At 75.1% G+C, this 9,846-nt stretch carries 7 protein-coding genes; 4 read left to right on the top strand and 3 right to left on the bottom strand.

Annotated elements, in window-relative coordinates; translation table 11 throughout:
- On the bottom strand, positions 1-996 hold a 996-nt coding region (locus G5C65_RS23410; protein WP_165300892.1), incomplete at its 3' end, for a glycosyltransferase family 4 protein.
- A gap of 281 nt (positions 997-1,277) precedes the next feature.
- On the opposite strand from G5C65_RS23410, the gene wecB reads away from it, so the two are divergent.
- The 4 genes from wecB to G5C65_RS23390 all read left to right on the top strand — a co-directional run bounded on the left by wecB (position 1,278) and on the right by G5C65_RS23390 (position 7,305).
- On the top strand, positions 1,278-2,393 hold the full coding sequence (gene wecB / locus G5C65_RS23405; protein ID WP_165300891.1) for a non-hydrolyzing UDP-N-acetylglucosamine 2-epimerase: 1,116 nt from the start codon (positions 1,278-1,280) through the stop codon (positions 2,391-2,393).
- Positions 2,390-3,730: a glycosyltransferase gene (locus G5C65_RS23400; protein WP_241265995.1), complete on the top strand. Its 1,341-nt coding sequence runs from the start codon at positions 2,390-2,392 to the stop codon at positions 3,728-3,730. Before wecB ends, G5C65_RS23400 begins: the two co-directional genes overlap by 4 nt.
- Positions 3,731-4,013: 283 nt before the next feature.
- Positions 4,014-6,176: a glycosyltransferase family 4 protein gene (locus G5C65_RS23395; protein WP_165300890.1), complete on the top strand. Its 2,163-nt coding sequence runs from the start codon at positions 4,014-4,016 to the stop codon at positions 6,174-6,176.
- Positions 6,177-6,195: 19 nt separating this feature from the next.
- Positions 6,196-7,305, top strand: coding sequence for a D-glucuronyl C5-epimerase family protein (locus tag G5C65_RS23390; RefSeq protein ID WP_165300889.1), 1,110 nt, complete (start codon positions 6,196-6,198; stop codon positions 7,303-7,305).
- Here G5C65_RS23390 and G5C65_RS23385 read toward each other — a convergent pair.
- Both G5C65_RS23385 and G5C65_RS23380 read right to left on the bottom strand, forming a co-directional pair.
- Positions 7,293-8,306 carry a Gfo/Idh/MocA family oxidoreductase gene (locus G5C65_RS23385; protein ID WP_241265996.1) on the bottom strand — a complete coding sequence of 338 codons (1,014 nt, stop codon included), beginning with the start codon at positions 8,304-8,306 and terminating at the stop codon, positions 7,293-7,295. The genes G5C65_RS23390 and G5C65_RS23385 overlap by 13 nt on opposite strands.
- A 101-nt stretch (positions 8,307-8,407) precedes the next feature.
- A complete protein-coding gene (locus G5C65_RS23380) occupies positions 8,408-9,577 on the bottom strand; it encodes a DegT/DnrJ/EryC1/StrS family aminotransferase (RefSeq protein ID WP_165300887.1) in 1,170 nt (389 codons plus the stop codon).
- Positions 9,578-9,846: the final 269 nt, after the last annotated feature.

Below are 9,846 nucleotides of genomic sequence, written 5' to 3'. Positions count from 1 at the left end.
GTCGTCCCCGGAACCCCCGTCGTCCCCGGGGCCCGCGCCGTCCCCGGGGCCGGCGTACGCCTCGGCCGGCGGCGCGGAGACGGGGGCGTTGAGCGTGACCGTGGGCAGCTCCGGAAGCCGGTAGCTGCCCCGGAGGAGCTCGGCGAGCGGCGGCGAGACGGTGACCACGGCGTCCGCCTGGGCGGCGTGCGCCCGCTCGTACCCGGAGACGCCCGCCAGCCAGCGGGGGTTGGGCGCGTTGAGGCCGGGGACGTACTCGTGCGCGTCCCAGACGAGCTTGACGCGCCGCCCCTCGGCACGCGCGCGGACGACGGCACGGGCCGCGACACCGAGCATGTGGTAGTCGTGCGCGTGGATCAGATCGGGCTCCAGCCCGGCGATCTCCCGGGAGAAGGCCAGGTCGAAGTCGAGCAGGTGCGGCACCAGCCGCCGCCACGCCCTGCCGCGCAGCACTGTCTTCCAGAACGTGACGGCCATCCGGTCGGCCGCCGTGTTCAGGCTCCCCCGGTGCCGCTGCGCGGACGCCAGCTGGTGGGTGCGCAGGGCGACCCACTTGCGCAGCAGACGGGACGTCGCCCGGGGCACCGCCAGTCCGGCGGCGCGCAGCCGGAGCGCCGCCGAGGGGCCGTCCCGGCGCCGCGCCACCGCCAGGGACGCCCGGCGCACGCGCAGGTCGGCGCGGTACGCCTTCACCCACTGGGCGCGCTGTGCGGCCTTACGGGAGTCCCGGTAGGCCAGCGGGCGGCGCAGCACGGGAGTGCGCACGTCGTGGGCGCGTACGGACAGCGGGGACGGCTTGGGCAGCAGCCGCACCTCAGCGCCCTCGTGCGACCACTGGTGCCGCCGTCCGTCGGGCGAGGCGCCGAGCAGGACGACATCCCAGCCCGCCGCGGCCGCCGAGGCGGCGCTCTTCTGCACCCGGGAGTCCCCCTTGACCCCGTTGTTCACCAGCATGACAACGCGTCCCCGGAGCGGCTCGGGCGCTTCGGATCCCATGGTGTGCCTCCTGAGGAACCCCGCCTCGCACCGCGGGATCCGGCCGAATGGATGAACAGTCGCACGGGCGACGAGAAACCAGCGGCTATTCCGTTCTTCCGCTGACCGTAATTACGGATTCTTTCCGGAGCATAGCCGGGGACCGCTGCGCGGCTCTGTCCACTGTGCGCGGCATTCGCTCTCCCGGGGGGCGCGCGACTCCATCTGGCCCATGAGGGGGTGCGCCCGGCAGATGCCGCTCGCACGGTGGGCACTGTCGCGACAGAGAGGAACCGGCTTCCATGAAGGTCGTCAGCATCGTCGGCGCGCGTCCCCAGTTCGTCAAACTCGCCCCCCTTTCCGCCGCCATGACGGCGGCGGGCCATGAGCACCACATCGTGCACACCGGACAGCACTACGACGCGGCGCTCTCGGACGTCTTCTTCTCCGGACTGGACATTCCCGATCCGGATACCCATCTGGGTGTCGGTTCGGGAAGTCACGGGGCGCAGACCGGGGGTGTGCTGGCGGCGCTCGATCCGGTACTCGAAAAGGAAAGGCCCGACTGGGTGCTGGTCTACGGCGACACCAATTCGACGCTCGCAGGGGCCCTTTCCGCTGTTAAGCAGCACCTTCCCGTCGCCCATCTGGAGGCGGGGCTGCGGTCGTTCAACCGGCGTATGCCGGAAGAGCACAACAGGGTGCTCACCGACCACGCCTCCGATCTGCTGCTCGCGCCGACCGAGGAGGCGCTGCGCCACCTGCGGAACGAGGGGCTGGAGCACCGCGCCGCGCTGGCGGGCGACGTCATGGTGGACGTCTGTTTGCGCGTCGCGGACCGGGCGCGGGCCGACGGCCTCCCGGCGGCCGGGCTGCCCGAGGGCGTCGACCCCGGCGCCCCGTACCTGCTGGCCACCGTGCACCGTGCGGAGAACACCGACGACCCGGCGCGGCTGTCCGCGCTGGCCGACGCCCTCGCCGAGCTGCCCGTGCCGGTGGCGCTGCTCGCCCACCCGCGGCTGCTGGCGCGGGCCGAGGAGCACGGCGTGAAGCTCGCCAGGGGCGCGGTGCGGGTGGGCCGTCCGCTGCCGTACGCGGACCTCGTGGCCGCCGCCCTGGGGGCGAGCGGAGTGGTGACCGACTCGGGCGGGCTGCAGAAGGAGGCGTATCTCCTCGGCCGCCCCTGCACCACGCTGCGCCCCGAGACGGAGTGGCCGGAGACCCTGGCGGACGGCTGGAACACGCTGGTGCCGAGCCCCTGGGAGCTGGGCACGGCCGCCTGGGTCCGGCTGGCCGCACGCCGCGCTCCCCGGACGCCGCGCGGGGAGCCCTACGGGGACGGGCGCGCCGCCGAGCGTGCCGTGCGCCTCCTGGAGGAGCACCACCGGCCGGAACGGCCCCTGGGGGCGGGCCGATGACCGCGCCGCACCTGCTGTACCTCGCGATCGGCTTCCCGCCCGCCGCGAAGAGCTGCGCGTACCGGATGCTGGAGACCGCCAACCAGTTCCGCGCGCAGGGCTGGGACGTCACCGTCGTCACCATCCGGCCCCAGGCGTGGGAGCGCGACTCGGGGCTCGACCACTCGCTGTCGCGGCGGGTGGACCCGGGCGTGCGGATGGTGGAGCTGCCCCTGGAACGCGAGGACCTCGCCACGGACATCCGGTCCTTCTCCGCGGCGCGGGCGCTCGACCCCACGGGGTGGGTCAGACGGTGGCACAAGCGGCAGCGCGCGCGGTTCCCCGAGCCGGCGTTCGGCGGCTGGCGCTCCGCGCTGGAGCGTGCCGTCCTGCGCGTCCACCGCGCACACCCGGCCGACCTGATGCTCGCCACCTGCGTCCCGTATGTGAGCCTGGCGGCCGCGCTGCGGCTGCACGAGGCGCACGGCGTGCCGTACGCCGTGGACTTCCGGGACGGCTGGTCGCTCGACGTGCTCACAGGCGTCCCCGCCTTCGAACGCGACTCGCCCGAGGGCCGCTGGGAGGAGCGCGCCCTGCGCCATGCCCGCGAGCTGTGGGTCGTCAACGACCCCATCGCCGGCTTCTACCGCGAGCGCCACCCCGCGCTGGCCGACCGGGTGCGGGTGGTGCGCAACGGCTACGACGAGGACAGCGTCCCCTCCCGAGTCCGCGCTCCGCGCTCCGGTGAACCGCTCACCTTCGGCTATCTGGGCACCGTCAACTTCTCGCTGGACCTGCTGGAGTCCGTGCTGGAGAGCTGGCGGCTGGCCCGCGCGCGGGAGCCGCTGCTGCGGGACGCCCGCTTCGAGGTGCGCGGACACCTCGGCGCGGGCGCCGGCCGGGGCGCCACGGCACACGCCGACCTGCTGACCGCCGCAGCGGACGACGGGGTACGGGTGGCGGGCCCGGTCGCCAAGGCCGACGTGGGCGCGCTGTACGGCGGCTGGGACGGACTCGTGCTGATGCTCACCGGCGGGCGGTACGTCACCTCCGGCAAGGTCTACGAGTACATGGCGAGCGGCCTGCCCGTCGTCTCCGCGCACGAGCCGGACCACGACGCCTCGGTCGTGCTGGACGGCCACCCGCTGTGGACCGGGGCACGAAGCGTGCGGCCGGAGGCGCTCTGCGAGGCGTTCACCCAGGCGGCGCGGATGGCGGCCGGCGCGGACGCGGAGACGCGCGCCGCGGCCCGCCGCCATGCCGCGCGGTACACCCGGCTGGCCCAGATCGCCCCGGCCGTCGCCCGGCTGGCCCGCACGGTCGCCCCGCCCTGCGCGCCGGAAGGGTCGCGGCCGTGAGGGTGCCCCCTCGCGCCCGGCGGTCTCACATCCCGGCCATACCCCCCGGCGGATCTTGCGCAGAGCACGCAGAGCACAACCGTGCCCCCGAGGGGCGCGGGGGCGTGCCCCGAAGGGGCGCGGGGAACTGCGCGCCGAGCCACACCGCGCCCTGCGGCGCGCGGCAAGGGGCAGCCCCTGCCCGGCAGGATCCGCGGGACACGCCCTGGCTGCGCTCGCCGGCCCCGATGCGGGGCCGGCGGGCGGGAGGGGGCGCCTCCGTCCTACAACCCATGGAGCTCGCATGATCGATGTGCTGCTGGTCGCAAGCGACACGCCGCGGCAGGGCGCGGCGCCCTCCTCCGTCGCCGCCCTGCGCGCCCGGGGCGCGCGGGTGCTGCTCGCCGGGTATGTCGACCCGTCCCGGGTGCCGCCCGAGCTGCTCGGCGTCGAACTGCTCCGGCTGCCCTGGGAGGACCCGGCCCGGCCCCAGGCAACGGCCCGCCGGCTGTGGCGGCACACCCGGCGGGATGCCGCGCTGCGCCGCCGGGCACGGGCGGCCGACGTCCTGGTGGCGCTGGACCCGGCCGCCGTCTACACCGTCTGGCAGCTCGCGCAGCGCAATGTGCGGGCCGACGCGGTGCACGGTCTCGCGCCCGCCCTGCGGGCCGTCGAGGCCCGCGCGGAGGGTGCGGCGCCCGGGGCGGCACGGCTCTCCCCCCGGACGGCCGTCCTGCACGCCGCCGCGCTCTCCCGCCGGGTGGGCGGAGGGCTGCGCGGGGGCTGCGTCCGGGCGCTGCGCTTCCCGTACGGGCGCAGGGTGCTGCGTACCGGCGCCGGGGCGCGCACGTGGCGGTACGCGCTGGCCGCGCCCGGCATCCCGGACGAGCTGCGCGCCAGAGCCGCGCGGACCATCGCCCGCAGGCTGCGCCAGGCGGGCCGCCCCACGGGCGCGGCGCTGGCGCTGCACGGCGTGGCGCGCCGGGTGCGCGGACCCCAGCTGCGCGGCGAACTGCTGGCCGACGCGGCGGCTGAGGACCTGCGGGCCGGCCGGGACACCGCGCGGGTACCCGAGGGGATAGCCTCTGCCCTCTCCGCCGCGGACCGGCACCACGCGCAGGGCGCGCCCGGACCGACGGCCGCTGCCCTGCTGCGGGCGCTTTCGCTGCTCTTCCACCGGCAGCGCCACTTGGACGCGCTCTCCTCGCCGCTGGCGGACGACCCGGAGGGCTACCTCCGGCCGTGGCGCAACAGCCGTGCGGCCCGCGCGGCACTGACGCCGCGCGGACGCGCCGCACCGGCCGCTCCCCCGCCGAGCGGGCGTCCGCTCCGGCTGCTGACGGTCACCTCGGGCAACGCGAACTTCATGCCGCTGCTCCAGGAGCACCTCGCGGCCGACGCCCGGGTGGAGACGCGCGCCCTGGACCTGAGCGAGCATCAGCAGCTGCGGCACCTCACCGCCGCACCGCGCCGACAGCTGGAGACCGCGCTGTCCGGCGGCGACACGGAGTACGGCCGGCTGGCGGACCGTCTGCTGCGCCCGTACCTGGACTGGGCGGACACGGTGTTCGTGGAGTGGTGCGCCGCTCAGGCCGGCCTGGTCACCGCCGTCGACCCGGGCACCGCCCGGATCGTCGTCCGGCTGCACAGCTATGAGCTGTTCACGCCATGGCCACAGCTGACGGACTTCTCACGGGTCGACGACGTGGTGTTCATCGCGGGCCATGTACGGGACCTCGCGCGGGAGGTCGTCCCGGCGCTGGACGGGCACGGCGCGCCGCACGGACCGCGGCTGCACACCCTGCACAACGCGCTCGACCTGAGCGGCTTCGCCCGCCCGAAGGACGGCGCGGCCCGCTTCACGCTGGGGCTGGTCGGCGCCACCCAGGTGGTGAAGGACCCGCACTGGGCGATGGAGGTCATACGCCTGCTGCGCCGCCACGACCAGCGCTACCGGCTGCTCATCGCCAGCGGCCCGCTCAACCCGCGGGTCGGGGCGGGGGCGCGCGCGTACCACGGGCTGCTGGAGCGCGACTTCGCCGAGCTGGAGCCCAGCGGGGCCGTGCACCGGCTCGGCCCGTGCACGGACATGCCCGCCACCTTCACCCGGATCGGCGTGGTGCTCAGCTCGTCCGTGCGCGAGGGCAGCCACTGCGCCGTGATGGAGGGTGCGGCGAGCGGCGCCGTACCGGTGGTCCGCGACTGGCCGTTCTTCGCTCAGCGGCCGACCGGGGCGCGCACCTTCTGGCCCGCCGAGTGGGTGGTGCGCACTCCGGAGGAGGCCGCCGAGCGGGTCCTGGCCCTCACCGGGAGCGAGGAGACGTGGCGCGCGGCGGGCCGTGCGGCGGCCCGGCACGCGCACGGCACCTGGGACTGGCCGCGGGTGCGGCCCACGTACGAGCGGCTGCTGTTCAGCACCGAGGAAGTCGACGCCCAGGGGGGCCGGAACAGTCCGCACCACACTTGAGCAGAAGGAGCACCCACGTATGAAACGCCACAGACGCACTCCGGGCGTGTACCTGGTCGCCGGGGCGGTGCTCGCCGTCACGGCCGGTTCCTGTGCGGCGCCCGGAGGCTCGGACGGGGACCGCTCGGACAGCGGCACATCGGTCTCCCGCGAGCGCCCGCGCGTGCAGTCGGACCTGCGTTTCAGGACCGACGGCCACCGGCCCCGGACGCCGCCCGTCTCCCACCGGCCATGGCGCACCCTCGCACCGGACGCGCCGGGACGCTCGCTGGCGCAGGGCGTGCACACCGTCCCCATGTTCGAGCAGGACGGACGGCTGTACGAGCACCCCGTGCGGCAGTCCAGCGCCGGGCTGCAGGATCTCGCCCTGTGGCGGAAGAGCGGCGCGAAGGGTTATCTGCAGCGGGCGACGGCCTCCGCCGACCATCTGATCGCCAAACGGACCCGGGCGCGCGGCGCGTGGTACTTCCCGTACACCTTCAACTACCCCAGCTCGCACCAGTTCCGGATGCGCGCCCCCTGGTACTCGGCGATGGCCCAGGGGATCGCGCTCAGCCTCTTCACCCACCTGGCGCAGGAGAAGGACGTCCCGCCGGGCGACCGGAAGCGCTACCGGACGGCGGCGGACCGGACGTTCGACTCGCTGCTGCTGGGGCCCCGCGCGGACACGCCGTGGGTGAGCCATGTCGACGACCAGGGCTACCTGTGGCTGGAGGAGTATCCGCAGTGGCCGCACACGCGGTCCGACTTCACCTTCAACGGGCACAACTTCGCCATCGCGGGCGTGTGGACCTACCACCATCTGACCGGTGATCCGCGCGCCGCGCGGCTCTTCGACGGGGCGCTGACGACGTCGGCGCACTACGGCGCGGAACTGCGCCGCCCCGGCGGCCCCTCGGCGTACTGCCACAGCCACGACGTGTTCAACAGCGGCTACCACGGCGTGGTGACCCGCCAGCTGCTGGAGCAGTACTGGATCAGCGGCAGCGCCGCACACCTGAGGCTGTACCGGCAGTACGTGAAGGACCACAGGACGCCGCCGAGCCAGGTGAAGGACCGCTGGTTCACCCCGCCGCCGGAGACGCCCCGCAAGGCGGTCCCGGCGGCCCAGGAGGTTCACACGAGCTGAACGTCCGGGTCCGGCCCGCCGGACCCGGACCCGGCCCCGGAGCCGGAGTCGGAGTCGGCCCGCGCGGTCAGCGCCCCGCGGGCCGAGTCCAGTACGGCCGCCGACACCTCCACGGTGCGCAGTCCCTCGCGGGCGGTGACGATCTCGCTGGGTTTGCCCTCCACGGCGTCCCGGAACCGCTCGTGCTCGACGACGAGGGGCTCCCGCTTCGGGAAGGCGTAGCGGACGGTGTCGCCCTCCGCGACGCCCCGGAAGGCGCGCAGGGCCTCCCACTCGGTGGCGAACGCGCCGTTGGCGTGGAAGGTGAGGTCGGCCGTGAGGGTGTCGGCGACGAAGCAGCCGCGCTCCCCCGTCACCGCCGTGAACCGCTCCTTGAGCGGGCTGAGCCAGTTCACCAGATGGCAGACCATCGTGCCGTCGGTCAGGGAGCCCACCACGGCGACCATGTCCTCGTGCTCCCGGCCGCTCTTGGAGACCGTGCGGGCCGACAGCGTGGCGTATCCGCGGCCGGTGATCCAGCTGGTGAGGTCGATGTCGTGAGTGGCGAGGTCCTTGACCACACCGACGTCCGCGACGCGGTGCGGGAAGGGCCCCTGGCGACGGGTGACGACCTGGAAGACCTCGCCCAGCTCGCCCGCCTCCAGGCGCGTACGCAGCTGCTGGAGCGCGGGGTTGAACCGTTCGATGTGGCCGACCCCGGCGACCAGTCCGCGCGCCTCGAAGGCGTCCACCAGGCGGCGCGCGGCCTGGGCGGAATGGGCGAGCGGTTTCTCGATCAGCGCACTGACGCCGTTCGCGGCGAGGCGCAGCCCGACCTCCTCGTGCAGCGCGGTGGGGCACGCGACAACCGCGTAGTCGACTCCGAGGTCCAGCAGTTCGTCCACCTCGCGCAGCACGGGCACCCCGTGCGGCGCGCTGTGCGGATCGCCGGCCGGGTCGACGGCGCCGACGAACCGCACGCCGTCGAGCGAGGAGAGGATGCGCGCGTGGTTGCGGCCCATCGCGCCCAGCCCGATCAGCCCGGCGCGCAGGGCGGCCCGGGGCCCGGACGCCGCGGGCGCCGGCGTCCCGGCCGGGCGCCGCGCCGGCTCGGGGGCGGCCGTCATCGCAGCACCGTCCCCTCGGCGCCGGCGGCGCGGACGGCCTGTCCGGCCGCGGTCACGATGCGGTCGAGGTCGCCGGGGGCGAGCCCCGGGTGGACGGGCAGCGAGAGCACCTCGGCGGCCGCCCGGTCGGTGACGGGAAGGCGGGCGCCGAGGTGCTCGTACGGCCGCAGGCGGTGGATGGGCGTCGGGTAGTAGACCGCGCTGCACACGCCCCGCACCCGCAGCTCGCGCTGTACGGCGTCCCGTACGGCCGCACCGCCGGGGATCCGCACCGTGTACTGGTGGTAGACGTGCCGGGCGCCGTCGGCGACCGGCGGCACCGTCAGGGCCGGGTTTCCGGCGAGCCCGGCGTCCAGGGCCTTGGCGTTGCTCTGGCGCTGCTCCGTCCAGCCCTGCAGCCGTTCGAGCTGCACCCGGCCGATGGCGGCCGACACGTCGGTCATCCGCATGTTGGCGCCGACGACCTCGTGCGCATAGCGCTGCTCCATGCCCTGGTTGCGCAGCAGCCTGAGGGTGCGGGCCACCTCGGCGTCGGGCACGGCGACGATGCCGCCCTCCAGGGTGTGCATGTTCTTCGTCGGGTAGAAGCTGAAGCAGGCCGCGTCGCCGAAGCCTCCGACCGGCCTGCCGTGCAGGGCGGCGCCGTGCGCCTGGCAGGCGTCCTCGACGACGGCCAGCCCGTGCCGCCGGGCGAGCCCGGCCAGCCCCGCCATGGGCGCCGGGTGGCCGTAGAGGTGCACCGGCATCAGCGCGGCGGTGCGCGGCCCGAGAGCGGCGGCCGCGGCGTCGGGGTCGAGGCAGAAGGTCTCCGCGTCGATCTCGGCGAACACCGGCTCCGCTCCCGCGAGCCGCACCGCGTTGGCGGTCGCCGCGAACGAGAAGGACGGTACGACGACCTCGTCACCGGGGCCGATACCGAGGGCGAGGAGGGCCAGGTGCAGCGCGGAGGTGCCGGAGTTCACCGCGACACACGTGCGGCCGTCCACGACGGCGGCGAACTCCTCCTCGAAGGCCGCGACCTCCGGCCCCTGCACCACCAGTCCGCCGCGCAGCACCCGCACGGCGGCCTCGACCTCGGCGTCGCCGATGACGGGCCGGGCAGCGGGAATCACCTCGCTCCCGGCCTCTGGTGCGCTTCCCGTTCCCTGTGTGCCTGGCGTGTGCATGGCGGATTCCTCCGGCTCGCCCCGGTTCCCAGATTCACCCCTATGTGGACCCGGATCCGGAGGATGCGTTGCACGATGAGCTGACGATTCGCCCGTACCGCGCACACCGGTGCCGCCATGCGGCTGTCAGCGCGGGCGTGCCGCCTGGTGGTCGGGGAGGGCTGCCGCGCTGCGCGGAGTGAGCCCGGCCGACGTCTCCTCGTACTGCTCGCCGGTCTCCGGGCACTCCCATACGCCCGTCTCGCTCCCGTGCGGGCACAGCCGCACTC

The organism is Streptomyces boncukensis (genome assembly GCF_011045075.1).
GTDB classification, from domain to species: domain Bacteria; phylum Actinomycetota; class Actinomycetes; order Streptomycetales; family Streptomycetaceae; genus Streptomyces; species Streptomyces boncukensis.
Note: the sequence above shows the minus strand (reverse complement) of the source record. Positions and strands in the feature narration are given on the sequence as shown.